The organism is Nocardia testacea NBRC 100365 (genome assembly GCF_000308775.1).
GTDB lineage: Bacteria > Actinomycetota > Actinomycetes > Mycobacteriales > Mycobacteriaceae > Nocardia > Nocardia testacea.
This window is the reverse complement of sequence record NZ_BAGJ01000271.1, coordinates 1-24,438: the sequence shown is the minus strand read 5'-3', so window position 1 is coordinate 24,438 and position 24,438 is coordinate 1. Positions and strand designations below refer to the sequence as shown.

The 24,438-nt window shown below is 69.1% G+C and carries 18 protein-coding genes and 3 pseudogenes; 12 read left to right on the top strand and 9 right to left on the bottom strand.

All coding sequences use genetic code 11. From position 1 onward, the window contains the following. Positions 1-39: 39 nt before the first annotated feature. Entirely contained in the window at positions 40-468 is a 429-nt protein-coding gene (locus ON38_RS31055) for a hypothetical protein (protein WP_039828721.1), read from the top strand. An 88-nt stretch (positions 469-556) separates the two neighbouring features. Here the strand turns inward: ON38_RS31055 and ON38_RS31050 are convergent, their stop codons facing one another. Further along, positions 557-1,453 (bottom strand): serine hydrolase, encoded by an 897-nt coding sequence (locus tag ON38_RS31050; protein ID WP_039828719.1) that lies wholly within the window; start codon positions 1,451-1,453, stop codon positions 557-559. Then, positions 1,450-2,324: pseudogene (locus ON38_RS31045) on the bottom strand (LysR family transcriptional regulator). Before ON38_RS31045 ends, ON38_RS31050 begins: the two are co-directional and overlap by 4 nt. Positions 2,325-2,487: 163 nt before the next feature. Here ON38_RS31045 and bla point away from each other — a divergent pair. After that, entirely contained in the window at positions 2,488-3,435 is a 948-nt protein-coding gene (bla, locus tag ON38_RS31040; protein WP_051165513.1) for a class A beta-lactamase, read from the top strand. A gap of 94 nt (positions 3,436-3,529) precedes the next feature. Here bla and ON38_RS31035 read toward each other — a convergent pair whose 3' ends face one another. Together ON38_RS31035 and ON38_RS31030 are read right to left on the bottom strand one after the other, a co-directional pair. Then, positions 3,530-4,174 carry a pentapeptide repeat-containing protein gene (locus ON38_RS31035; RefSeq protein ID WP_039828717.1) on the bottom strand — a complete coding sequence of 215 codons (645 nt, stop codon included), beginning with the start codon at positions 4,172-4,174 and terminating at the stop codon, positions 3,530-3,532. Between the two features lie 69 nt (positions 4,175-4,243). Next, positions 4,244-4,672, bottom strand: a complete 429-nt coding sequence (locus tag ON38_RS31030; RefSeq protein WP_174372475.1) for an LLM class oxidoreductase — start codon at positions 4,670-4,672, stop codon at positions 4,244-4,246. Positions 4,673-5,122: 450 nt separating this feature from the next. Here ON38_RS31030 and ON38_RS31025 point away from each other — a divergent pair, with 450 nt between their 5' ends. The 9 genes and pseudogenes from ON38_RS31025 to ON38_RS30985 all read left to right on the top strand — a co-directional run bounded on the left by ON38_RS31025 (position 5,123) and on the right by ON38_RS30985 (position 16,624). Continuing rightward, the gene (locus ON38_RS31025) at positions 5,123-6,730 is read left to right on the top strand and encodes an SMP-30/gluconolactonase/LRE family protein (RefSeq protein ID WP_039828713.1); all 1,608 of its coding nucleotides are present in this window, start codon (positions 5,123-5,125) and stop codon (positions 6,728-6,730) included. 7 nt (positions 6,731-6,737) lie between these two features. Further along, positions 6,738-7,582 (top strand): annotated as a pseudogene (locus tag ON38_RS31020) (SDR family NAD(P)-dependent oxidoreductase). A gap of 45 nt (positions 7,583-7,627) precedes the next feature. Next, positions 7,628-9,001, top strand: a complete 1,374-nt coding sequence (locus ON38_RS31015; protein ID WP_039828711.1) for an aromatic ring-hydroxylating oxygenase subunit alpha — start codon at positions 7,628-7,630, stop codon at positions 8,999-9,001. A 42-nt stretch (positions 9,002-9,043) separates the two neighbouring features. Then, positions 9,044-10,867 carry a flavin-containing monooxygenase gene (locus ON38_RS31010; protein ID WP_039828709.1) on the top strand — a complete coding sequence of 608 codons (1,824 nt, stop codon included), beginning with the start codon at positions 9,044-9,046 and terminating at the stop codon, positions 10,865-10,867. Between the two features lie 29 nt (positions 10,868-10,896). Continuing rightward, a complete protein-coding gene (locus tag ON38_RS31005; protein WP_039828790.1) occupies positions 10,897-11,811 on the top strand; it encodes an SDR family NAD(P)-dependent oxidoreductase in 915 nt (304 codons plus the stop codon). A gap of 2 nt (positions 11,812-11,813) precedes the next feature. Further along, a complete protein-coding gene (locus ON38_RS31000; protein ID WP_039828706.1) occupies positions 11,814-13,520 on the top strand; it encodes a thiamine pyrophosphate-binding protein in 1,707 nt (568 codons plus the stop codon). After that, positions 13,520-14,956: an aldehyde dehydrogenase family protein gene (locus tag ON38_RS30995; RefSeq protein ID WP_039828705.1), complete on the top strand. Its 1,437-nt coding sequence runs from the start codon at positions 13,520-13,522 to the stop codon at positions 14,954-14,956. The genes ON38_RS31000 and ON38_RS30995 overlap by 1 nt, the downstream gene beginning before the upstream one ends. 370 nt (positions 14,957-15,326) lie before the next feature. Next, positions 15,327-15,722: a DUF427 domain-containing protein gene (locus ON38_RS30990; protein WP_039828702.1), complete on the top strand. Its 396-nt coding sequence runs from the start codon at positions 15,327-15,329 to the stop codon at positions 15,720-15,722. Beyond that, on the top strand, positions 15,719-16,624 hold the full coding sequence (locus tag ON38_RS30985) for an acyl-CoA thioesterase (protein ID WP_245564444.1): 906 nt from the start codon (positions 15,719-15,721) through the stop codon (positions 16,622-16,624). Before ON38_RS30990 ends, ON38_RS30985 begins: the two co-directional genes overlap by 4 nt. Here ON38_RS30985 and ON38_RS30980 read toward each other — a convergent pair whose 3' ends face one another. Both ON38_RS30980 and ON38_RS34515 read right to left on the bottom strand, forming a co-directional pair. Beyond that, entirely contained in the window at positions 16,625-17,428 is an 804-nt protein-coding gene (locus tag ON38_RS30980) for a FadR/GntR family transcriptional regulator (RefSeq protein WP_039828698.1), read from the bottom strand. 96 nt (positions 17,429-17,524) lie between these two features. After that, a complete protein-coding gene (locus tag ON38_RS34515) occupies positions 17,525-18,823 on the bottom strand; it encodes a TerD family protein (RefSeq protein ID WP_157182018.1) in 1,299 nt (432 codons plus the stop codon). 341 nt (positions 18,824-19,164) lie between these two features. On the opposite strand from ON38_RS34515, the gene ON38_RS30970 reads away from it, so the two are divergent. Further along, complete coding sequence (locus tag ON38_RS30970; protein WP_039828697.1) at positions 19,165-21,279, top strand: hypothetical protein; 2,115 nt, start codon at positions 19,165-19,167, stop codon at positions 21,277-21,279. Positions 21,280-21,372: 93 nt separating this feature from the next. Here ON38_RS30970 and aztD read toward each other — a convergent pair whose 3' ends face one another. The 3 genes and pseudogenes from aztD to ON38_RS30955 form a co-directional block, all read right to left on the bottom strand. Further along, positions 21,373-22,527: a zinc metallochaperone AztD gene (aztD, locus tag ON38_RS30965; RefSeq protein WP_039828696.1), complete on the bottom strand. Its 1,155-nt coding sequence runs from the start codon at positions 22,525-22,527 to the stop codon at positions 21,373-21,375. A 51-nt stretch (positions 22,528-22,578) separates the two neighbouring features. Continuing rightward, positions 22,579-23,496, bottom strand: coding sequence for a zinc ABC transporter substrate-binding protein AztC (gene aztC, locus ON38_RS30960; RefSeq protein ID WP_039828695.1), 918 nt, complete (start codon positions 23,494-23,496; stop codon positions 22,579-22,581). Continuing rightward, positions 23,493-24,438, bottom strand: a pseudogene (locus ON38_RS30955) (zinc ABC transporter permease AztB); the annotation flags it as partial. The pseudogene ON38_RS30955 and the gene aztC, both read right to left, overlap by 4 nt.

Below are 24,438 nucleotides of genomic sequence, written 5' to 3'. Positions count from 1 at the left end.
GCGGGGTCACGGCCGCTCGATATGCCATGATCGGTTGCCATGCGGGATGGGCGGATCGGCCGGTGGGCAGTCGTGACGGTGGCGCTGACGGCCGCGCTGGGTTGCGGCGCGTCGGCCGAACCGCTGCCGGTGTCCCCGCGACTGGGCGCCCCGTTCACGCTGGCGCCGGGCGAAACGGCCCGGCTGGACCGGGACCGGCTGGCGGTGTCGTTCGGCGAGGTGCCCGCCGACAGCAGGTGCCCGGCCGGGACCACGTGTGTATGGGAAGGTGACGCCACGGTGGTCACCGAAGTGGCGGTGGGCGGCCGGAGTTCCCGGCACGAACTCCATACGAACGGGCGTTTCGCCACCGGGGCCGCGGTGGGCGGTTACCGGATCGAACTGGTCGCGCTGCGGCCGTCCCGGCCGGAGAGCGCAGTGGTCCCGGCGGCGGACTATCGCGCGGAACTGCTGGTCACCGCGCAATGATGGCCGCCGGGCCGGGCGCCGGTCGCGAACCCGACGGTCGTGGGCTCGGAAGGCGGCTCGGCGGTGCGTAATCGGTGCCCGGCCCGGATCAGTCGGTGGGCAGGGCCCGGCGCAACTCGGTCACCGCGATCCGCGCGCCCTCGGCGATCGCCGCGTCCACGGCGGGCAGTGCCGGGTCGGCGCGGGCGGCCCGGGTGAAAACAGCCACCGCGACCGGATATTCGCCCGGGAACTCCACCACGGCGACCTCGTTGCGGATGATGCCGATGGTGCCGGTCTTCCCGGCCACCGCCACGCCGCGGTGGGGGAATCCGGCCGCGATCCGGTGCGGCCAGACCTGGCGGCGCATGACCGCGCGGGCGAAATCCGTCTGCTCCGTGGACACCACCTCCCCGCGCCACAGCGCGGCCAGCAACCGGGTCATCTCCGCCGGGGTCGTCGCGCTGGTGTACGCCGGATCGTAGGCGGCGACCGTCCAGGCCTCGTCGTTGTCGGCCAGCGCGGCGAACGCCTCCGCGGTGCCGTGGGTGTCGGTGTCGCGGACCAGGCTGCGGTGGATATCGGCGGTGCCGCCGACCAGCCGGGTCCGGTCCAGTCCCAGCGATTCCAGCAGTTCGTGTACCGCGGTCAGTCCCACCTCGCCGAGCAGCAGATCGGCGGCCGCGTTGTCGGAGACCGTCATCATCGAGGTCGCCAGATCGCGCCGGCTCATGGTGACCGGATCGTGCAGGGCCGAGATCCCGGTGGGGCCGGGCGTACATTCCGAGGGCGTGAGGGTGAGCCGCGCCAGCGGGTCGAGCCGGCCGGCGTCCACGGCGCGGCAGTAGGCGAGCAGCAGCGGAAGCTTGTAGACCGAGGCGGTGACCACCCGCTCGGTCCCGCCGATACAGACCTCCTCGTCGCTGCCGTCGCAGCGGCGCGCGTGCAGCCGGCCGGTGCACCCGGCGTCGGCGAAGATCGCGCGGATCCGCTCGGCGGCGCTCATCGCAGCCGTTCCCGGTAGAGCACCCGGTCCACCGCGTCGGCCTGGTGCTCGGCGCCGGGCCGGTGGATCACCCGGCAGCGCAGCGCCACCGCCTGCGGGGCCATCCGCAACCAGGACACCCCCGGGATATCGGACGGCGGGGTGGTGGTGAGCCCGAAACTCGCCCCGCGGCGACCGCGGCGAGTACCGCGCGATCGTCGTGGACGGTGACCGTCTGCGCGTCCAGGCCGCGTTCCCGCAGCAGGTCGCGGACGGTGTCGGACGCCGGGGGGTTGGCGGCCCGGGGGTACGCGGCGTGGGTCAGATCGGCCAGCATCGGGAAGGTGGGGCGCTCGGTGGCCGCGCTGCGGTGGTCGGCCGGAACCACGATCCAGCGCGGGAGTTTCACCACCGACCGGGCCTCCACCCCGTCCACCAGCGCCGGATGCTCGATCACCGCGAGATCGCACAGACCGGACCGGACGGCCGCCACCAGATCCACCGTCGGACCGGTATCGGTGGATACCGCTTCACCGGAGGTGTTCCCGGTACGCAGCGCGGTGACGCAGGCGGTGACGATCCGGTCGGGCAGGGCGGAGGTGGCGCCCCAGTGCACCGTGCCGCGCGTGCGGGCGATCCGTTGCGCCTCGGCGAGCAGTCTTTCCGCGTCGTCGACCAGCAGCCGTGCCCGGGGCAGCAGTTGCCGGCCGGCCGCAGTGAGCACTGCCCCCTGACGGGTCCGGTGGACCAGTTCGACGCCCAGCCGGGCCTCCAGCCGCCGCAGTCCCTGTGACAGAGGCGGCTGGGTCATATCCAGTACCGTGGCGGCCCGTCCGAAATGACCTTCGTCGGCGATCGCGACGAAATAGCCGAGGTGGCGGATCAGGTCCATAGCGATATTGAACCAGCGGCCCGGCGCGCCGCTTCCGAACTGTGTATTTCCGGGCCGTTTCGAGCATTGAAACCGGACACTACCTGCGGCCATATCAAATGTGACTGGTATGCGGGAGTGTCGGATATTGGCGACCACCGATCGGCCGGTGTCTGCTGCGGGAGTGAAACCGAACCGATCCGCATTCCGCATCCCGTCGAGTCGGCGATCACTGGCCCTCGCGCTGACCGCGGTCGCATTGTCCGCCGCCGCCTGCGGGGGCGGCGACACCGGCTCACCGTCCGCGCCCGCCACGACCACCGCGCAGCGGACCGTGGACCTGAGCAATACGCTGATGACGCTGCAGGCGAAATACAATGTGCTCTTCGGGATCGCCGCGGTCGATACCCGGGGCGGGCGGACCTTCGAATGGAACGCCGACGATCGGTTCGCGATGTGCTCGACCTTCAAGGTGTACGCGGTGGCCGCGATCCTGCGGCTCGCCGAACGCAGGGAACTGGATCTCAACGACAAGGTGCCGATAACCCGCCAGGACATCGTGATGAACTCACCGGTCTCCTACGATCACATCGGCGAGCTCATGAGCTACTACGAGTTGAGCCGGGCGGCGCTGGTACGCAGCGACAATACGGCGGCGAATCTGCTGCTGCGCCGGCTCGGCGGCCCGGCCGCGGTCACCGCGTTCGCGCGCTCGATCAACGATTCGCAGACCCGGCTGGATCGCTGGGAGCCCGAGCTCAACGAGGCGCGCGCCGGTGACTCCCGCGATACCAGTACCGCGTCCGCGTTCGCCGCGGGCTACCGCAAACTCATCCTCGGGGACGGCCTGAGCACTGAGTACCGCCGCATGCTCACCAGCTGGATGCGGTCGAGCGTCACCTCGCGGCAACGATTGCGCGCAGGTTTGCCGGTCGGGTGGGTGGCGGCGGACAAAACCGGCAGCGGCGCCTACGGCACGGCCAATGACGCCGGCGTGGTGTGGGGTCCCACCGGGACGTCGCTGGTGCTGGTGATCTTCAGCCGCTCGACGACCGGGTATCCGATGGCCGCGGGCGCCGACGCCGCGGTCGCCGACGCGGCGGCGGCGGTCCTGGGCACCATGTCGCAGTGAACCCGGTATCGGCGCGGTCGTGGCCGGCCGCCGCGGTCATTCGCCGAAGCGCAGGGTCACCGGCCGGGCAAAGCACGGGAGGTCCCGGCCCGGTCTACTCCGGTTCGACCAGCAGCCCGACGGAGGCGGCGAAGGCCGGGGCGAGATCGAGCAATTGGCCGGGGGTGACGATCGCACCGCGCAGGGCGGTGACCCCCTCGGCGACCCGTAACGCTTCGGCCCCGCGGAAATCCACCTTCGTCAAGCGCGCGTCCCGGACCACCAGCGCCGAGATCTCCGACCCCGGGAAGTCGACCTCGTTCAGTTTCGCGCCGCCGAAATCCACATGCCGGAGCACACAGTCGACGAACCGGACCTTCGTCAGGGTCGCGCCCCGGAAATTGACGGAATCGAGTTTGCAGTTGTGGAACTCCACCCGCCGCAGTTCGGCGCCGCTCGCCTCGACACCGGACCAGGCGCCCTCCATGATCTCGGCGTCCATCCAGGCCGCGTCCGCCAGCTCGGTTCCGGTGATCCGCACCCCGTGCAGCCAGACCTCGGTGAACCGCGACCCGCGCGCTGTCCCTCCGTCCAGCCGCACCGACCGGAAGGCGCACTGGTCGAAGACGGTGTGGCGGATATCCGGCTCGGACAGGTCCGTGCCGTCGAAGCGGAGGCAGTCGTATTCGCCTTTCACCGCTATCGCACCGGCCGGCTCCAGCAGGTTCGCGAATGGCAGGTCGGTCAGTTCCCGCGGCATGGCACCCTCACGAGATCGCAATCGACGAACTGGTGGACCTCCGAGACGCTACACCCGCGGGCACGGGCCTCAGCGCCGTCCCGCGCTCACCGCCGGCGCGTGCTCGGGCCGGGCCGACGCGAAATGGCCGCGTAGTGTGCTCGTTTCGTACTCGTCGCGGTACAGCCCCCGGGTCCGCAGCAGCGGGATCACCTCGTCGGCGATCACCTCCAGGCTGTCGAGCAGCACATCGGGCTGCAGATCGAAATCGTCGCAGGCGTATTCGCGATACCACTGCTCGATCCGGTCGGCCGGCTGCTCGGGGGTGCCGACGAAACCGCCGTGCCCGGAACCGGAATAGCGCGTCTGGCGCAGGTACTCCCGCACGGTGGGCCGGGTTTGGCGGATCTGTTCGAGTATGGATTCGCGGAAGCCGATACTGCCGGTGAGAATCTCCGGATCCGCCGGTCCGCGCAGCACCTGGTCCGGGAACGGCTCGTCCAGGGCCGGGGTGCTCACATCGACCCCGATGGCATGGGACAACCGGCGCGATTGATTTCGGAATCGCCTACGCGCGGGGCATTCGGATCGTCCGGTGCCGGGCCCTGAGGGCATCGACGTCCGGTGCCGCGGTGGTTGGCACGCGGACTCCGCCGAGCGGTCGGTGGAAGGAATGGCGCCGGGTCGCGGCGGCGGTGCCGCGGCATCCGGTTCCTTGTCTGCCGCGATCCTCGGATATCGCCGGACCTGCATATTTCCTAATTAGAGAATGTTATTCTCCCAAGGGGGCAGTGAAATACTGGCGCAGTCGGCGGGGCGGGGAGGCGTCTGGTCCGGCTGTCCTGGCCTATCCTTACAAAGATTGCAATACTTATTGCGCTTGCCCGGATACGGCGTTAGATTCCTTACAAGTCCTCGACATCGAGGCGGATCAGCGCTATCGGCCGGGTCGGTTGGGAGTCACGCGGAATGTTGCAGCAGGAGACCCGTTTTCAGGGCGGCCGATCGATCGGGCTCGCGGCGGGGTGGAGTCAGCGACGCGTCACGCCGCCGAGCCGGCTGTTCGGCGCCAACGGGCTGCGGACGGGCCCCGACGGCCGGATCTACATCGCCCAGGTCACCGGTAGCCAGATCAGCGCGCTCGATATCGACACCGGGGCGATCGAAACCATCAGCGCCAAGGGCGGCGACATCATCGCCCCCGACGACTGTGCCTTCCACCCCGACGGCACTCTCTACGCCACCGAGGTGATGGACGGCCGGGTCAGCGCCCGGCACGCCGACGGCACCACCCGGCTGCTGCGCGCGGATCTGCCCAGCGCCAACGGCATCACCGTCCACCAGGGCAGATTGTTCGTCAACGAATGCCGGCCGGGCGGCCGCCTGATGGAGCTCCCGCTGGACGGCGGCTCTCCCCGCATCCTGCTGGAGAACATCGAACAGCCCAACGCGATGGAGGTCGGGCCCGACGGGCTTCTCTACTACCCGGTCATGGGGACCAACGAGATCTGGCGTATCCATCCCGACGGTGGTGAACCGGAACGGGTCGCGGGTGATCTCGGGGTGCCCGATTCGGTGAAGTTCGATCCGGACGGCTACATCGTGTCCACCCAGGTGGCGTCGGGACAGGTGTTGCGGATCGACCCGCGCAACGGCGAAAAAACCCTGCTCGCCCAGCTGAATCCCGGGCTGGACAACTGCACGCTGGTGAACGGCCGCCTCTTCGTCTCCAACTTCACCGGCGAGATCACCGAGATCCTGGCCGGTGGCGAGACCCGCACGACCCTGCCCGGGGGACTGAACTGGCCGCTGGACCTGACCGTGGGTCCGGACGGCACCCTGTTCGTCGCCGACGGCACCTACTTCTACGCGGTCCGTGACGGTGGCCTCGAAACCGTCGGCATGCTGTTCCATCCGGGTTATCCGGGATTCGTGCGCGGGGTGACCGCCACCGGCCCCGGCGAATTCGTCGTCGCCACCTCCGGCGGACAGGTGACCCGCTGGCGGCCCGGCACCGCGGAGAGCGAGATCCTGGCCGGCGGCGAGACGCCGTTGGACCAGCTGTACGGCATCGCGGTAGCGCCGGGCGGGCTCATCGTGACCGCGGAGTTCGGCACCGGCCGGGTGATCGGTGTGCGCGGCGGGGGCGGAGTCGAGGTGCTCGCGTCCGGTCTCGACAAACCGCTCGGAGTCGTGTTCACCGGCGACGGTACGTGTCTGGTCTCCGAGTCCGGCGCCGGTCGCGTGGTCGCGGTCACCGCCACCGGGGTGGATACCGTCGTAGACGGTCTGGATACCCCGCAGGGCCTGCTGATCCGCGGTTCCGAACTGCTGATCGTCGACTCCGGGGCCAAAAATCTGGTCGCCGTCGACCTGGAGACGAAAGCGCGCGAAATCCTGGCCTGGAACCTGCCGGTGGGCGCGCCGCCGGGAGTGACTCCGAAGCCGTTGCTCGGTATGCCGCCGTTCTCGGGGCCGCAGGGTCCGTTCGCCGGTATCACGGCGGGCGCCGACGGCACCCTCTACGTCGCCGCCGATGCCGAGGGCAGTGTGCTCGCGTTCCGGAAGGACGGGTGAGAAATCCATGACGACCGACTTCTTCGGCCTCGGCGGACGTGTGGTGATCGTGTCCGGTGCGGGCGGCGGCGGGATCGGGACCGCGGTGACCAGGCTGGTCGCCGAAGCCGGAGCCACCGTGCTGGGGGTGAGCCGCGGCGCGGAGAACCTGGCGAAGCATGTGGAACCGCTTGCGGAGGAGGGGCTGAAGGTGATTCCGGTGCGGGCCGACGCCGGTACCGACCAAGGAGTTGCCACCGTCCTGGAAGCGGCCCGCCGCGCCGAGGGAGACCTCTACGGTCTGGTGAACATCGCCGGAGGCGCCGCGCCCGCCACCTGGATGCCCGCCACCCGCGTGACGCGCGCGGACTGGCGGTCGCTGTTCGAGCAGAACCTCGAATCCATGTTCTTCATGAGCCAGGCCGTGGCCGCGGAGATCGGCGGAGCCGGCCGGCCGGGGTCGATCGTCTCGCTGTCGTCCATCAGCGGGATGAACACCGCCCCTTCCATATCGCCTACGGCACCGCCAAGGCGGCGCTGGTGGCGGCCACCCGGACGCTGGCGGTCGAGCTGGCGCTGCGCGATATCCGGGTGAACGCGATCGCCCCCGGTGTCACCGAGACCCCGGCCTCGGGCACCTACGTGGACGAGGATCCCCGGCGCGACCGGACCGCGATCGCCATGGGGCGGCGCGGGCGTCCCGAGGAGCAGGCCGGCGCCGTGCTGTTCCTGCTGTCACGGCTGTCGTCCTACATCACCGGGCAGACGCTGCTGGTCGACGGCGGACTGAACCTCAAATGGACCCATCTCGGCGCCGACAACACCTCGCTTTTCCTGAAGGACGAGGGTTTCCGCGCCGCGATCACCAGCTGATACCGAATGCACCGACTGTCCCCGGACCCGGGGTGGGAGAACACCATGAGTGAGACCGTCGACGATATCGCCGCGAACGCCGAACCGCTGTCCACGCCGATGACGATCGGAGTGGAGGCCTACCTCAGCCCCGACTATGTGAAGGACGAGCGCGACAAACTGTGGCGCAAGGTATGGCAGCAGGTGGGGCGGGTCGAGGAGATCCCGAAGGTCGGCGATTACCTGACCTACGAGATCCTCGACGACTCGATCATCGTCGTGCGCACCGCCGAGGACACCATCCGCGCCTATCACAATGTGTGCGCGCACCGCGGCCGCCGCCTGGTGGACACACCGGCGGGTGAGCGCAACGCCAAGGGTCGCAAGAAGCAGTTCGTCTGCGGATTCCACGGCTGGCGCTACGACCTCGAGGGCCGCAACACCTTCGTGCCCGAACGCGCGGACTGGCCCTGCGGCCTGACCGAACGCAACGACGGCCTCGTCGACGTGCACGTCGACACCTGGGGCGGCTGGCTCTGGATCAACCTGGATCCGAACCCGGCGGAAACGCTGCTGGAGTACCTGGAACCGGCCGCGACCCTGCTCGATCCGTTCCACTTGCAGAACATGCGCTACCGGTGGCGGCGCTGGCTGGTGTTCGACTGCAACTGGAAGGTCGCGCTGGAGGCCTTCATGGAGACCTACCACGTGCCCTACACCCATCCGGAGTTCATGAACTTCGGCATGTTCCTGGGCTGGGCGCGGGCACAGGGCAAACACAGCAATATCGGCTACGACGCGCCCAAGGGCCAAGAGGAGAGTCAGGGCAAGATCCGCCTGGGGCACGGGCCCGACGCCCGCAAATCCACCATCGAACTGCAGAACTTCACCTGGGAGAACGCCAACACCAACACCACCTGGACCATGGTCGAGGCGGCGCGGCGGCTCACCGAGGAACTGCCCGAGGGCACCCCGGCGCCGGAGGTGATGGCGCACTGGCTGGCCTCGGCCCGCGCCGCCGACGAGAAGCGCGGTGTCTTCTGGCCGACCGTCACCCCGGCCGATGTCGCGGCGGCCGGTACCGCGTGGCAGATCTTCCCGAACTTCCAGATCGGGCACGCGGTGAACAATATGCTCTGCTACAGCGCCCGCCCCTACGGTTACGACCCCGATAAATGTATTTTCGAGGCCGCGGTCTACGAGCTGTTTCCCGAAGGCGAAGCGCCGGAGACGGAATGGGTGCACACCCCCCAGGACGATCCGGGCTGGCGCACCGTCCTCCCGCAGGACTTCGACAATATGGCCGCGGTCCAGCAGGGCATGAAGACGCTGGGCTTCTCCGGCCCGAAACCGAATCCGTATCGCGAGCGCAGTGTCGTCAACCTGCACCACAATCTCGCGAAGTACATGGGCACCGGCGCACCGCGTGACCTCACCTGACCCCGGCGCCGCCGGCCCGATCCACCCCATCGAGGAATCCGAATGAACAACTGCGCACCCACGCAGACCCCCGAGATCGACCATGCCGCACTGCGGGCCAAGTACCTGGCCGAACGCGATAAGCGGCTGCGGCCCGAGGGACAGAAGCAGTACGTGGTGACCGAGGACGGATTCACCGACTTCTTCGAAGACGACCCCTACACCCCCGTGACGCCGCGGGAACCGCTGACGGAGGAGATCGATGTCGCGGTGCTCGGCGGCGGCTGGGCCGGACTCACCGCGGGCGCGCGCCTGACCCAGGCCGGGGTGGAGGATTTCCGGATCATCGAACTCGCCGGCGATTTCGGTGGCGCCTGGTACTGGAACCGGTACCCGGGCATCCAATGCGATTCCGACGCATACTGTTATCTGCCGCTCTTGGAGGAGACCGGGTACATCCCGACCCAGAAATATGCCTACGGCGACGAATGTTTCGAGCACGCGCAGCGGATCGGCAAACATTTCGGGCTGTACGAGAAGGCCGTCTTCTCCACGATGGTGAAATCCCTGGCATGGGACGAGGCCATCCAGCGGTGGCGGATCGGTACCAATCGGGACGACGATATCCGCGCCCGTTTCGTGGTGATGGCGCAGGGACCGTTCAACAAGCCGAAACTGCCGGGTATCCCGGGGCTGAACGATTTCACCGGCCATATGTTCCACTCCGCACGCTGGGACTACGCCTACACCGGCGGCGATATGCGCGGCGGGCTCACCGGTCTCGAGGACAAGAAGGTCGCGGTGATCGGGACCGGGGCCAGCGGAATCCAGGTGATTCCGCACATCGCCCGTTCGGCCGAACATCTCTATGTCTTCCAGCGCACCCCGTCCTATATCAACGAGCGCGGTAACGTCCCCACCGATCCGGAATGGGTGAGATCGCTGCAACCGGGCTGGCAGTTGCAGCGCCGCCGCAATTTCCACACCGCAGCGTTCGAGGCGTTCGCACCCGGCCAGCCGGATCTGGTGTGCGACGGATGGACCGAGGTCAGCCGCAATGTGCAGGCCTATCTGGACGAGAACCACCTATGGGCGGAGCTCACCCCGGAGAAATTCGTCGAGATCCGCGAGCACCAGGACTACCGGGCGATGGAACGGGTCCGGCAGCGGGTGGACGAGATCGTCACCGATCCCGCGACCGCCGCGGCGCTCAAACCGTATTACCGATTCCTGTGCAAACGACCGTGTTTCAACGACGAATACCTGCCCACCTTCAACCGCGACAATGTGACGCTGGTCGATGTCTCGGCGACCAAGGGCGTCGAGCGGATCACCGCGAAGGGGATCGTCGCCGCCGGGGTGGAGCACGAGGTGGACTGCATCGTCTTCGCCAGCGGTTTCGAGATCACCACCGAACTCGATCGCCGCTACGGTATCCATCCCTTCGCCGGGCGCGATGGGCTCTCGCTCTACGACCACTGGGCGCAGGGCTACCGGACGCTGCACGGGCTCACCAGCAACGGTTTCCCGAACATCTTCTTCACCGGGTTCATCCAGGGCGGAGTCACCGCGAGCACCACCGATATGTTCGATCAGCAGGCCACCCACGCCGCCTACATCATCGGTGAGGCATTGGACCGGGGCGCGCGCACGGTGGAACCGACCGCCGAGGCGGTGGCCGGCTGGTGCGCCACCATCCGGGAGACCGCCGTGGACAACAGCAACTTCCAGCGCGAATGCACTCCCGGTTACTACAACAACGAGGGCGAGCAGAACATCCGCTCGCATCTCGGCGAACCGTACTGGCCGGGTTTCTACGCGCTCGAGGACATCCTGCAGAGCTGGCGCGAAACCGGCCGGCTGGAGGGGCTGGCGCTCGGCGAATGACGAACGGCGGCGAGAAATTGGGAGAAGCGTTGCCGGAGAACCGGTTCGACGGACGGGTCGCGGTGGTGACCGGGGCGGGGCGCGGTCTGGGCCGGGCGTATGCCCTGCTGCTGGCCGCCCGGGGCGCCCGCGTCGTGGTGAATGATGTGGGCGGCGGTATTCCGGGCGGTGACAGCGATATCGGGGTCGCTGGGTCGGTGGCCGAGGAGATCGTGGCCGCCGGCGGGCAGGCGGTGGCCAATGCCGATTCGGTGGCCACCGCGGACGGCGGCCGGTCGATCGTGGATACCGCGCTCGACGCCTACGGCCGGATCGATGTGGTCGTGCACAACGCGGGCAATGTGCGCTACGCGCCGCTGACCGAAATGACCTACGAGGATTTCGATTCCGTCCTGGACGTGCACCTGCGCGGTGCGTTCCATGTCGTGCGCGCGGCGTTCCCGGTGATGCGGGAGGCCGGGTACGGACGGGTCGTACTGACCTCTTCCATCGGAGGCCTGTACGGCAATCGGAATGTCGCCAACTACGCCGTTGCCAAGGCAGGCGTGATCGGACTGTCCAACGTGGTGGCGCTCGAGGGCGCCGAATTCGATGTGAAATCCAATGTGATCGTGCCCGCGGCGGTCACCCGGCTCGCCGACGGCCTCGACACATCGAAATATCCGCCGATGGAACCGGAGCTGGTGGCCCCCGCCGTGGGCTGGCTGGCCCACGAATCCTGTTCGATCAGTGGGGAAATGCTGGTGGCACTGGCGGGCCGGGTGGCGCGGGCATATATCGCGGAGACCCCGGGTGTGTACCAGCCGGAATGGACCATCGAGGACGTCGGGGCCCGGATCGGCGAAATACGCGATACGGCGGATTCGTGGCTGTTGCCGGTCGTGCCCTCGGCCCACAGCGACCATATCGGCCGGAGCTTCGCAATGGCCATGGGAGGTAAGTGAGTATGACGGTCAAAGTCTACGAACGGATTCTGGATCTCTTCGAGGCCGAGGGTATCGACACCATCTTCGGTATCCCGGACCCGAATTTCGTGCACCTGTTCCACCTCGCCGACGAACGGGGCTGGAATGTGGTGGCCCCGCACCACGAGGAATCCGCCGGGTTCATGGCCGAGGCCGTCTCCCGGATGACCGGAAGGGCCGCCGTCTGCATCGGCACTCTCGGTCCCGGGGTGGCGAATATGGCCGGCGCCATGATGTGCGCGAAGGTGGAGAACTCACCGGTGATCTTCCTGGGCGGTCAGCGTGCCCGGATCACCGAACAGCGGGTGCGCCGGGGCCGGATCCAGTTCGTGAAACAGTCCGGCCTGTTCGAGCCGTCGGTGAAATACGCGGCGAGTATCGAATACGCCGATCAGACCGACGAGATCATCCGCGAGGGCCTGCGCAAGGCGCTGTCCGGCACGCCCGGCCCCGTGTACATCGAATACCCGGCTCATATCATCCAGGAGGAGCTCGAGGTCTCCCCGCCGCTCCCGCCCGAGCGGTACCGGCTGGTCGGGCAGACCGCGGGCCAGGACAAGATCGACGCGGCCGCCGACCTCATCCGCCAGGCGAAACAGCCGATCCTGCTCGTGGGCCACGGCGTGCACACCGCGCGCGCGGCTGCCGCGGTGCAGGCGCTGGCCGATCTCGTGGCCGGCCCGGTGATCCAGACCTCCGGCGGCACCTCGTTCATCGAAGGTCTCGAGGACCGCACCTTCCCGTACGGGTTCTCCCCGTCGGCGGTGGACGCGGTGGTCAATTCGGATCTGTGCCTGGCCATCGGCACCGAACTCGGCGAACCCGTGCACTACGGCCGCGGCCGGCACTGGGTCGCCGGCGAAGCCGATCGCACATGGGTGCTGATCGAACAGGACCCCGCCGCCATCGGCGTCAACCGGCCGATCGACGTACCGCTGGTCGGTGATCTGCGCGCCATCGTCCCGCAACTCACCGCGGCCCTGAAGGACACCCCGCGCCCCCCGACCCCCGAACTCGCGCGGTGGATCGAACAGGATGCCTCCCGGCTCGCCGAACTCGCCGAGAACGCGCCCACCGGCGGTACTCCCGTACACCCCGCCCGGCTGGTCGTGGAGGCCACCAAGGATTTCCCGGCCGACGGGATCCTGGTCCGTGACGGCGGCGCCACCACGATCTTCGGCTGGACCTACACCCAGTGCAAACCCCACGACGTGATCTGGAACCAGAACTTCGGCCACCTCGGCACCGGCCTGCCCTACGCGGTGGGTGCTTCGGTCGCCGACGGCGGGAAGCGTCCGGTATTGCTGCTCACCGGTGACTCCTCGTTCCAGTTCCAGATCGCGGAGCTGGAAACCGCGGCGCGGCTGAATCTGCCGCTGGTCTGCGTGGTCGCCGTGGACTACGCGTGGGGCCTCGAGGTCGGCGTCTACAAGCGCACCTTCGGTCACGGCTCCCGGGAAACCGCCGTCCACTGGAGCAAGGACACACGGCTGGACAAGGTCGCGGAGGGCTTCGGCTGCTACGGCGAATACGTCGAATCCGACGCCGATATCGCCCCCGCCATCAAACGCGCCTTCGCCGCCGGTAGGCCCGGCGTCATCCACGTCGCCGTGGACCCGAAGGCGAACTCCGAGGAGATGCCCAGCTACGACGAGTTCCGCACCTGGTACGCGGAAGGGATGCAGTGATGCGCGAATACCGGAAGTTCTATATCGACGGCCGGTGGACCGACCCGGCCGGTGACCAGACCTTCGAGGTGATCAATCCCGCCACCGAGGAGGTCTGCGGGACTGTCGCGCTCGGCTCGGCCGCCGATGTGGATGCCGCCGTCGGAGCGGCCCGCGCTGCGTTCCCCGGGTGGGCCGCGAGCACCGTCGGCGAGCGGTTGGACCTGTTCGGGGCCATCGGCGCGGAGTACCGGAAGCGCGCCGGTGATCTGGCCGCGGCGCTCACCGAGGAGATGGGCGCACCGGCGGGGCTGGCCAACGGATTCCAGGTCGATCTCGCCGCCGGCCATCTCGAAACCGCGACCGGGATACTGCGGAACTACCGCTTCGAGGAGCAACGCGGGGCGACCCTTTTCGTCAAGGAGCCCATCGGAGTCTGCGGACTGATCACGCCGTGGAACTGGCCGATGAACCAGATCGCGGTGAAGGTCTTCCCCGCCCTGGCCACGGGTTGCACCATGGTGCTCAAACCCTCCGAACGGTCCCCGTTCACCGGGCAGATCTTCGCCGAGGTACTGGCCGCGGCCGGGGTCCCGGCGGGTGTGTTCAACCTGGTGCAGGGTGACGGGCCGAGCGTGGGCGTGCCGCTGTCGTCGCATCCGGAGGTCGACATGATCTCCTTCACCGGGTCCACTCGCGCCGGGATCGATATCGCCCGCAATGCCGCCGCGACCGTCAAGCGGGTCACCCAGGAACTCGGCGGCAAGGGGCCCAACATCATCCTCGACGACGAGGATTTCGCCGTGAATGTCGGCCAGGGCGTGGCGAATATGATGGGCAACTCCGGCCAGACCTGTAGCGCGCCGGCGCGCATGCTGGTCCCGTCGGGCCGGATGGACGAAGCCGTGGCCGCCGCGCGGGCCGCCGTCGAGGGCATCACCATCGGTGATCCCACCGGAGAGGTCGCGCTCGGCCCGGTGGTCGCGGGGGCCCAGTGGGATCGGATCCAGGCTCTCATCCAGAAGGGGATCGAGGAGGGGGCGACCGTCGTCGCCGGCGGTCCCGGCCGGCCCGACGGCCTGGAGAAGGGTTTCTTCGTCAAACCGACCGTGTTCGCGGACGTGACCAATACGATGACTGTCGCCCGCGAGGAGATCTTCGGTCCGGTTCTGGTGATCATCGGTTACCGGGATATCGACGACGCCGTCGCCATCGCCAACGACACGGAATACGGTCTGGCCGGATTCGTCGCGGGACGCGATCTGGAACAGGCCCGCGCGGTGGCCCGCCGCCTCCGCGCGGGTTCGATCGGTATCAACGGCGGATTCGATTTCGCCGCGCCCTTCGGCGGTTACAAGAAGAGCGGTAACGGGCGTGAATGGGGCGAAGCCGGTTTCGAGGAATACCTGGAGGTCAAGGGCATTCTCGGGTACGCGCCGGAAGCGGCCGAGGCGTAGGCCGGGCGACACGCCGGCCCGCTATCCGGCGTTCACGAGGGCCTTGGCTGCCCTTCGGCCGGCCGCCGGAAGAGGCCGCGCTGCTGCGGGCCGCCGCCGAAGTGCACCGCGCCGGTGTGGTCGGCGACGATACCTGGCGGGTACTGGCGGAAACCTTCGACCCGCAGCAGTTTATGGACATAGTCTTCACCGTGGGCACCTACGCGATGCCATGGCCCTGCGTTCCTTCGGAGTGCGTCCAGAGCCGGACGTCGAGCCGTACCTTCCGGTGCCCGGTGAGTAGCGGCGCCCCGAGGTCCGCGCCCGGGTCCGGACCGGGGGCGCGGACACCGACAGCGCATATTCGGAGCAGCGAGGATTCGGAGCAGCAATGAGCGAAGTACCGTCCGGCTACCGGCAGCGTCCCGACTACCGGGTGGACCTGCTGGCCCGCACCAACTCCTTCACCGCGACCGTCGGCGCCCGGCAGCTGGCGTCCAGCGCCGCCTGTCTGCTGGTGGACGAACAGGACCACGGTCTGGTCGTGTACTTCCCGCCCGAGGCGGTGGATACCGCCCAGCTCGAGCCCGTCGCGCTGCACACCGTATGCCCCTTCAAAGGTGAAGCGTCCTATTGGACCCTGCCCGGCGGCGATCGGCCCTGGATTGCCTGGTCCTATCCGCGGCCCCATCCCCCGGTGGCGCGGCTGGCGGGGTACATCGCGTTCGACCAGAGCGCCGTCGCCGTCACCATCGGGGCGGGACGTTACACCGGGGTCCGGTCGTGAGTGGGCAACCCGCGCCGGAACCGCCCGGACAGCGCCCGGCGTCGTCGATGGCGCGAATGATCGAGATCTTCGATGTGCGAGCCGATCCCGCGATCCCCGGGCGCTTCCTCGGCGACAGTGACGGCGGCACCCGACGGGTGGTGGACGGCAGCCAGATACTCGGGCAGAGCATCGTCGCCGCGTCCAGGGCCCTGCCCGGCCGGACGGTGCGCACCGCGCACGCGCTGTTCGTCTCCGCCGCCGATCCCGAGTTGCCGCTGGAGTTCACCGCCACCCCGATCCGGACGGGGCGGAGTTTCGCCGGTGTCACCGTCGACGCCCGGCAGGGTGCGAAGATCCGGACCGGCTGCACCCTGTTGCTGGACGTTCCGCAGCCGGATCTGGTGCGCCGGGACACCCCCGCCGGACCGCCGGTCGCCGGCCCCGAGACCGCCGGCCCGGAGGCGAGTCTGGCGCTACCGGGCCGCGAGGTGCGCATCATCGACTGTGCCGATATCAACGATCCGGACGAGGTGGGCCCGCCCGTGGTGGACGCGTGGCTGCGCTACGAGGAGGTGCCCGCCGCCGACGAACTCCGGCGCGCGGTGCTCGCCCATTTCACCGGCCACCTGGGCATCTCGACCGCGCTGCGGCCGCATCCGGGCCTGGGCACGGCACAGGCACACCACACGCTGTCGACCGCGCCCATGGGTATCGGGATCACCTTCCACGACCCGGTGGCCTGGGACGGCTGGCTGCGCTACCACCACGAAGCGACGTTCGTCGGGGCGGGTACGGCCCATATCCGGGGTCAGATCAGCACCCGCGCCGGAGCGTTGATCGCGTCGTTCACCCAGGACGCCATGATCCGCGCGTTCGACACCGGACCGGTGCGCGAGATCCCCAGCGCGGCCCGGCTGTAGTCAGCGCCGGCCGGCGCCGGACCGGATGGCCTGCTGGGCCGGCGCCGACGACGCGTTGACGATGCCGTCGTCGAACCGCTCCAGCAGCAGTGCCTGGGTGGCGGCCAGATGCGCGCAGGCCATGTGCTCGGCCGCCGACGCCTGCCCGGCGGCGATATCGTCGACAATCTTCTGGTGGGTGCGTACCGCGGCCCGGGCCTGCTCCGGCGACGGGTATTCGCCCCGGCCGGTCAGGGCCTCGGCCCAGGCCTCCTCCTGCGCCGACCACAGGGCGACCAGACTGCTGACCACGTAACGCACGGTGGCGTTCGGGGTGAAGGACACCACGAGATCGTGGAATTCGCGTGCGGTCTGGGTGAAGGCCACCCCGTCGTCGATCACCTCGGCGGATTTCTCGATATTCGCGGTGAGCGCCGGAACCACCACCTCGAGCCGGTCCTCGCGGCGGGCGCATTCCGCGGCGCACATGGGTTCGAGCATCTGCAGGCCGGTGGCCAGATCGCGCAACGTCACCCGGCCGCCCTGCAGGGCCAGCCCGAGATGGTAGGCGGCCGAGGTCTCGTCGGGCCGGTGGACCTCCGCGCCGCCGACGTTTCCGCGCCGCACGGTGACCAGGCCCTCGGTTTCCAGGATGCGGATGGCCTCCCGGATCGAGGGGTAGGAGACACCGAACTCCTGGACCAGCTGGTCCTGGGTCGGCAGCCGGTAGTCGTCGGTGCCGTTGAGTATGCGGGTCCGTAGTTCGGCCGCCACGGTCTGGGCCACCCGGTGCTGGGTGACCCGCCCCCGGCGCGGGGCCGTCACGAGAACCGCTTCCGGTCGCGAATGTGCACCATTCCGCGAGTTTATCAGTGAACCTATTAGCTCTTAAAAGATTGTAATGCTTGTAAAGATGAGAATTCAGGTGTTGTCCGCCTTGAACTGGTTCACCGGGCCTTTGTCCATCCGCACCTCCACCCGCCCGTCCGGGTGCAGAATCGCGGCCGGGCGGCGCTCGGAGAAACGCCGGCTGTAGAGCTCGAGCCGCTCGATCAGTACACCCTCCGCGCGGTTGTGGACGATGCCCGGCACACAGGTGAAGATCCAGCCGGATTTCTTGGCCTGATCGGCGGGAATCGACACGGTATCGGCGCCGTTCTCGATCGACAACGTCACCCGGTATTTGTGAAACGAGCCGGTGCCGTTGTTGATCGCCGAATACGCCACCGGGATCACCGCCACGATCTCGGGGGCGAGCCGAACTTCGATGATCTCCTCGGTCTGCCCGCCGCCGCGCCGGATGTCACCGCGGCCCCGGTCCCCGAGATGGCGCACCAGATCGCCGTGCCGGGGATTGGCGGGGATACCGGCGGCCGGGAAGGTCGCGACGTGCACGACGGTCCCGTCGGCCAGGACGACCAGCGCGTATGCCTCGTAATCCGTACCGCTGGCCCAGGCCACCCGTAACCGCAACAGTGGCGCCTTCTGCAGGAGCACCGGCGGCGCACCCTTGGTGAGAGTGACGGCGCCCTTGGAGAAGTCGACCCCGGGCGCCGAGGCGGTGGCGGGCGCGGGATTCGGGACGGGCCCCGGCGGCGGCATCGTGGGCGGTGCCGGTGGGGCCGACGGAGCCGGTGGGGGAGGTGTGGGTCGCTGCGGGGGTGCGAGCGGCGGCGGGTATCCGGCCGCCGGCGCGGATTGCGGCACCGCCGGCGGGGTACCGTCCGGAGCCGGGTCCGCCGCGTCGTCCACCGTGATACCGAAATCGGTGGCCAGTCCGGCCAGTCCGCTGGCGTACCCCTGGCCCACATTGCGGATCTTCCAGGTACCGCCTCGCCGGTACACCTCGGCGAGGATGACGGTGGTCTCGGTGCCGAGCCCGGTGATCGGCAGTTCGTAGGTCTCGCCGGCGCGCTCGGCGATCACCACGTGCAGTGCGATACCACCGAAGGATCCGCTGTCCACCGAGGCCGCGACCACCAGCCGGTCCGTCCTCGCGGCGACCCCCGGCAGGTCGATCTCGATCGCGGCCCCGGCCAGCCGGACGGCGCCGTCCGGGGAGACCGGCTGGTTGTAGAAGACGAAATCGTCATCACTGCCGACCCTGCCGTCCGGGCGCAGGCACAGCACGGTCAGGTCGAGGCCGGCCGGCGCCGCGGAGACCCGCAACTGTCCGCCCGCCACGGTGGCGTTGCCGCCTTTGCTGATCACTCGGGACATCTGCACTCCGGTCGCTCGACTCGGTGGTCGGCGTCCAGCCTAGGTCTCGCCGGCCGGCCCCGGCCCCGGGTTCACGACACCCGCGGGCTCCGCCGCTCGCGCTCCCACCCGCCCGGCGCCCGGCAACCATTTCCACCACCGAGAATTCATTTCTTGCCGGTCCCGAATCGAAATGGATAATCCTTCGGTACCCCGAGGCCGGGTTGATAGTGGAAAAGAGCGTCAAAAATCATGCCAGTTCTGTTCGGACGTTGACCCGAGTGGGTTCGATATCTCCGCCGTTTCGCGGGCGGAATTCTGCTGCGAATGCGTGGTGGCGACGCGGGAAGTATTGTGTCGCATTGCTTTACGTAATTCTGATCATCCCGGGCGGTGTCGGCGCGGTGGCGGTGGCCGCGGAGCCCGGGCAGGCGCACCCGGCGGTATCCCGGATGGATGGTTTGGCCTGGACAGGAGTGGTGGATTCGGGTGGCGTCGCCCTGGCCGACTATCCGTTCCTGGTCGACCGGAGCAGCCTGGCCAACCCCGGCGCCACGGTCCTGTGGACGTTGATCGGCCTGGAATTCGTGGGTTATATGGTTATCGTGACCACGGCGATATGGTTCATCGTATATGCGTTGAGTTTTCGTTGGCTGGACCTTTTCTCGGCCGCGCTGCACGGTGTGGCGGAAGCGCTTTCGAGGCAACTCTCCGATCCGGTGATATCGCTCACCGCGGCCACGTTCGGCGCATTTATAGTGGCGTGGTTCATAATTCGCGGAAGGCCGGCCGCGGCGGCCCGGCAAATTGTGACGATGGCGGCGGTCGGCGTGCTCGGCGGGCTGCTGGTGTTCGGTCCCGGTGCGGATCTGGTGTCTTCGGACGGGCTGCTGGCCCGAGGACGTGATGTGGGAATGTCGGTCGCGGCGGGCCTCGACGGCGCGAACTCCGAACCCGGTCGGCTCGTCGAGGCCCTGTCGGCGAGTACCGCCGACGATTTCGCCCGGCGCCCGGTGCAGGTCTGGAATTTCGGGCATGTACTCGACGATCGGTGCGGCGCGGTGTGGAGCGCGGGGGTCAACGCCGGAGATATCGATGCCCTGCGGGCGGATATCGCGGCGTGCGGTGATCGCGGCGCCGCGGAACGGATGGCGCGGCCGACGATGGGTCAGCTCGGCGCGGGCCTGCTGCTGCTCGCCTGTGCCACCGTGCTGCTGGTCTTCGCCGTCTACCTGGCCGGACTCGTGCTGCGGTGCGCGCTGGATTCCATCTACCACGGGTTCCTGGCGATCTTCGGGTTCGCCGCCGGCGGCTACGTCTACGGCCCCACCCAGACCTTCCTCGTCCGCAATCTGGTCACCTGCGGCTTCGCCGCGGTCCGGATGTGCGCGTTCACCGTGTTCCTGGGGGTCTATCTGCTCTTCCTGGGCAACCTCTTCCGCCAGGCGCCCGGGCAGGTGTTCCCGGTGCTCGTGCTCGCGGCACTCGTCGAGATCGTGGCGATCTCGCAACTGTCCCGCCTCCGGCGAGGCCTCTCCCGGGGGTCGGACCAGGTGGCCGGGCGGATCGGTGCGGCCCTCGGCGGTCGCGCGGTCGGGCCGGGGTCCGGCGGCGGTGCGGGAGGCGGGCGAGCGGCCGGCGGATCCCCGCCCGGAATGATCAGAACACTCGGGGATGTGAACACCCTCGACAATTCGCCGCTCGTGGCGTGGATGGCGGCCGGTACTGTACGTCCGTTCGACCCTCTGGCGCGGGGCGTCCGCACGGTGCAGCGGGCGGCCATCGCCTCCAGCGCGAGCATGGAGGAATCGTTCCGGTGGAGTCATCTGGCCCGGTACAACTGGCGCCTGGTCGCCTTGCGGGAAGCGGAGCGATTCGGCGGCACCGGCAGCGAAATGGGGGTGGCGCGAACATTGAAGATGATGCGCGACAACAGGATCCCCGACTCGCAGCTGGTCCCGGTGCTACGTGCGATCGGCGCCCCCGACCACCTGGTCGCGGGCGCGCTGGAGGCGTTCTCGGTGCAGGAGTCGACCAGATCGCAGGGGCCCTACGGTTTCCTGCCCCTGCAGAAGACCGTGGCCGCCGCGTTCGCGGCCTACAACCGCGCGGACGAACCGGGCGCGCGGGCGTTCGCGGCGCAGGCGGTGGTCGCGGCCGAAGGTTTCGCGCGGCACAGCAACGCGCCCGCCGCGGAAGCGATCCTGGACCGGGACTTCATCCGCCGGGTCGAGCGGAACTGGGATTCCGGGCGCGCGCTGCGCGCCGCGATCTCGCCCGCCGAATGGAACGCCGTGGGCCGTGATACCCGATGGTCGATCGGCAGCCGGCTGTCGGCGGCCCATCTCGCGGTGGCGCAGGCCTACTACGACGATCCGACGGAGGTCAATCGAGCCCGCCTCCTGCGTTCGGCCATGCGGGTCGCCAACCTGGACCACGTCGATCCTGCGGAAGGGCCGGACCCGTGGAGCTTCTGATCGCGCCGGTGTGGCGGGCGGTCTTGTCCGGTGCCTGCGACAGGAGGCCCGCCCGGCCCCTCACGCCGTGCCGGGCGGACCTCCGCGCCCCGATCAGGACGCGAGGACGCCGCTGATCTCGTTGGGGATTTCCGACAGGGTCACCGACGCGGTCACCGTGCCGGCGGCCAGATCGATCCGGTGGATCTGCTTGGTCGCGGTATCGCTGACATAGGCGATGCCGTCCCGCACGAACAGCGCCGGGCGCGGCTGCTGCCAGTCGATGGGTTCCTGCCACGGGTCGAGCACATCGATCGTCCGCACGACCTTGCCCGTCACCGGGTCGATCACCCGCAGTCCGCCGTCGGTACCGAGGACGAGCGCCTCGCCCTCCGGCCCCCGGGCGAGCGAACGGAAGGTGTAGCTGGTGCCGATATCGACCAGGCGGATGGTTCCGGCTTCGGTATCGATCAGCGAGATCTGTTCGGGACGTTCCAGTTCCGCGTGCTCGTCCTTCTTGTAGTCGCCGAGCACGATCGGCGACTTCTCGCTACCGGCCTGATTGCCGATCCGCCCGTAGGAATCCGGGCTGGTGATCTTGGTGAGTTTGCCGTCGCGGTAGACCAGTGCCCCGTTCTGGCAGCCGACGACCAGCGTATCGCCGGCCGCGGTGGCCTCGCCGTGCACTCCCGGGCACTGCTCGCTGCGGGTGATCTCCGTGCGGTCGACGTCCAGGATCGCCAGCCCGACCCGCTCCTCCTCGGTACCGAGCGTGACGGCCAGTTCGCCGCTCTCCAGTTCCACAGCCACCCCGTGATGTGCGTGCGCGGCACGATATTCGCTGGTCTGCGGTGCGCCCGCGGCGAGTTCGGCCGGGTCGAAGGAGGTCACGGTGCCGGTACCGTCGGTGAACAGCACCGTGCGACCGGCGTGCCGCACGACGTGCCCGGGCTTCGGCCCGGGGAACTCGATATCGGTGAACCGGCCGCCGACGGCGTCGAACACCCGGAAACCCGCGGCGGTCGACACGATGATGTGCCGGTCGTCGCCGGCCGGATTGACCCGGTTGAATCCCGGGAGTTCGACACCGCCGGCGCGCACCAGTGTGTTGCCGTCCAGGAGATGGATACCGCCGTCGTAGGTCACGGCCAGCGGATCGGCGATCGCCGTCTCCTCGGTGGTGCCGGTACCACAGCCGCTCGCGGCGACGACCGCGGTGAGCAGGCCGGTCAGGGCCGCGGCCCGGATCGGGCCGGTCCGAATGTGCATAACGCTCCCTCATTCTTTTCTGCTGGCTGCGGGATATCGCAGCGTTCCCGGTTACGCGGAAGCCAGACCCTCGACCATCGCGGTGGTGTTGGCGCGCATCATTTCCAGGTAGGTGGCCGCGCCGGCACCGGGCGCGGTCAGTGATTCCGAGTGCAGGCCGACGATGCGCACCCGCACGCCCGCTTGTTCGGCCAGGGCGCGGGCCAGCCGGTCCGGCCGGGCGGAATCGACGAAGATCGCCGGGACCCCGGTGCTGCGCACGGCCGCGGCCAGGTCCGCGAGGTCGGCGGCGCTCGGCGAGGCCAGGGTGGTGCCGCCGGGGATGACGGCGCCCACCACCTCGAAGTCGAAACGTGCCGCCAGATAACCGAACACATGGTGATTGGTGACCAGTTTGCGGCGCTCGGGTGCGATACCGGCGAACTGATCCGACATCCACCGCTGCAACCGGTCGAGTTCGACGAGGTACCGGTCGGCGTTGGCGCGCACGGTGTCGGCGTCGATCCCGGGAACGGTGTCGATCACCCGGTCGCGGATGACCTCGACTGCGCGGTGTACCCGCTGCGGGTCGGTCCAGAAATGTGGGTCCGGTTGCCCCGCGGCGTCCCCACCGCGGTAGGGGAGGGGATCGATCTCGGCGCCGACCGGCAGGGTCGCGACCCCGGCGTCCGCGGCCGTCGTCACGTGGCGGGCCAATCCTTCTTCCAGGCCCAGGCCGTTCTCGACGATGAGGTCGGCCTCGTCGAGGACGGCGGCCTCCTGCGCCGAGAGGGCGAAGGAGTGCGGGTCGGAACCGGGCGGCATCAGAACCGTGACCGCTGCCGCTTCCCCGACCACGGTCCGGGTGATATCGCCGAGAATATCCGTGGTGACGACGATCCCGCCGCCGCCGGAGTTCGTCACGCCGCAGCCGGCGAGAGGCAGTATCGCGACGAGCAGCGCCACGCAGAGTCGGAGTGCGGTGTTCATCGGCCGGTCTCCACCATCAGATCGGGGGTGATGTCGAGATCGAAGGTGCGGGCGATCCGGAGGCCGTCGGCATAGTCGATCTCGTGGATCCGGCGGGCGGCCGGTTCGTTGACATAGGCGCGATCCGCGTCGACCAGCAGGACCGGTGGCCTCGCGGGGTCCACGGGTCCCGACGGGAGGGCCCGGTGCCCGGTCTCGGCCCCGGTTTCAGGGTCGTAGGAGTGCAAAACCCCCGCGGCGTCGAGGGTCAGGACATCGGTGCCCGCCCCCGCCGTGGTCGCCGCGACCACGGGCCCGGGGCCGATCGGCCGCCAGGTGCGGCGGGCGATATCGAGTACCAGGACCCGCGAATCCCGCACGGCCACCAGCACATCGCTGCCGCGCCGGTGGAAGAACCCCGCCGCGCTGCCGGTCGTCCCCGCCGGGTACGGCATCTTCTCCGCGGTGAACCGGTCGTCGCGTTCGGTGACCACCAGCGCGCCGTCGGCGCAGGAGAACACGGCGCCGCGGCGGGTCACCGTTTGCCCGCCGGGCCGATCGCACCGCGGCTCCAGGGTCTGCACCGGTGCGTTCTCCCGGCCACGCACCTGGACCCGGCCGGCGTCCGCGACGAGGAGGTGGCCCCCGTAGGGGAGAGCGGGACCGTTCACCACCGGACCGGGGCTGAGGGCGCCCTCGTCGAGTGCGGCCCGGTCCGCGGTGGCGGTCGAACCGTCGCCCAGTACCGCCGCGGCGACGACGGTGTCACCGGCCGCGGACCGGACGGACCCCGGCAGCGTGCCGACCCGGCGCGGCTCGGCCCGGTAGTAGTGCACATGGTCGCCGTGGTCGACGACCCAGCTGCCGCTGTCCAGGACGGTGGTCTCCCCATCCGCCGCGAGATAGGCGTAGCGGCCGTCGTCGGCGATATGTGTGAGGCCGGGCACCGGGTCCTCGGTGATG